Origin of the sequence: Helicobacter didelphidarum (assembly GCF_003364195.1) — a bacterium.
GTDB classification, from domain to species: domain Bacteria; phylum Campylobacterota; class Campylobacteria; order Campylobacterales; family Helicobacteraceae; genus Helicobacter_A; species Helicobacter_A didelphidarum.
In genome coordinates this window covers 1-1,382 of the sequence record NZ_NXLQ01000131.1, presented here as the reverse complement: position 1 = coordinate 1,382, position 1,382 = coordinate 1, and the positions used below count along the sequence as shown (strand labels likewise).

The 1,382-nt window shown below is 27.4% G+C and carries 2 pseudogenes; both read right to left on the bottom strand.

The annotated features are described in order from the left end of the window. Positions 1 to 665 (bottom strand): annotated as a pseudogene (locus CQA53_RS13450) (hypothetical protein); the annotation flags it as partial. A gap of 524 nt (positions 666 to 1,189) precedes the next feature. Beyond that, positions 1,190 to 1,382: pseudogene (locus tag CQA53_RS11435) on the bottom strand (hypothetical protein); the annotation flags it as partial.

Here is a 1,382-nt window from a genome sequence, read left to right as displayed (position 1 = left end):
AAATCATCAAATATCGGTGCATCAGGTAGCCATTCTTTGCGTCCTTTATCATCGCTTAAGACTTCTATACCGATAGATTCAAGTTTATTTAAAGCCCAAATAGAACAATCATTTTCAGTAATATCGTATTTCAAATGCTCTCCCATTGGATTATCTGAGCCCTCATAGATATATAAAGTAGCCTGAACATCAGCTTTTATATGTTTGATTAATGTCTCATATTGGAATTGTGATATTTCAAATACACAACGATTTTGGCTAGAGAAAGTAGATGGACTGCGTAAATTTGTTTTTATATATGAATTTGTATCAAATCTTTGCATATATTTATTTGGTTCGTGATTGTATTGATTGTTTTCACAGACTTTGCCTGACCTATAAGGGGGTATCATAGTTAATTTAAATTTTTCTGGTCCAAATCCAAAGAATCCTTCACCTTGAAAATCATCATTTAAGATACTAGGACAAATGTTTTCATACCATTTACCTTTATCTTGCACTAAAAAATCTCTATCAGATAAATGGTCATTTTTATACTTCTGTATCTCAATATATCCTTGCTTATCAAGTTCATCGGGGTGAGTGTGAGTAAGCCCTAAAAAAGCGTGTGGAATTATTGAATTAACTTTCATATCTTTTATATAAAGTGTTACATAATATTTCATTTTCCAAATCCCCCATAACCTAAGATATTTATTCCAAAAGTTAGAATATTGATAATAATAAAATTCCAGATAAATAGAGTGAAGTTTATCCTGCAACTAATCAATAAAATATAAGGCAGTATCATCACCAAAAATCCAAATAGTATCAAAAATGCACCAAATTGAAAATCTATATTAAAATATTTATCAAGTAGCCATATTGATAACCACAATATCAGTAAAACAATAATATATCCTAAGACTCCTATAAAAGATTTTAAGAGTGTTAGCCCTAGAAATAGCATAAATATAAATATACAAATTATAATAATTATAATATTTATATATGCTTCAATAGTAGAATCTAACTTAAAATAATATAGAATATTATCACCAATAAAAAAATATAACCATATTATTATAATAGTAAAAAACATACTAGATATATTCATCAAAATAATATATAGAAACTTATCAGTTTTAGAGTTCAATAGATTGTAGTTTAATGTTTCATTTTTCATTTTATATTATCCTTAACATCGAGGTTAATTATTCTCATAAACTTTACCCCAATGATTAGGTGCAGTTTTTACAGGAGCGAATCCAAAGAAACCATCATTAAATTCATTAGTTTCTAAGCTTTCATACCATTTCTTATCAATATCTCTCCAATCTTTATTCTTAAGTTTTCTATCTCTTAATTCTTTATCCATTGCATCAAGCTCATCAGGAGATTTA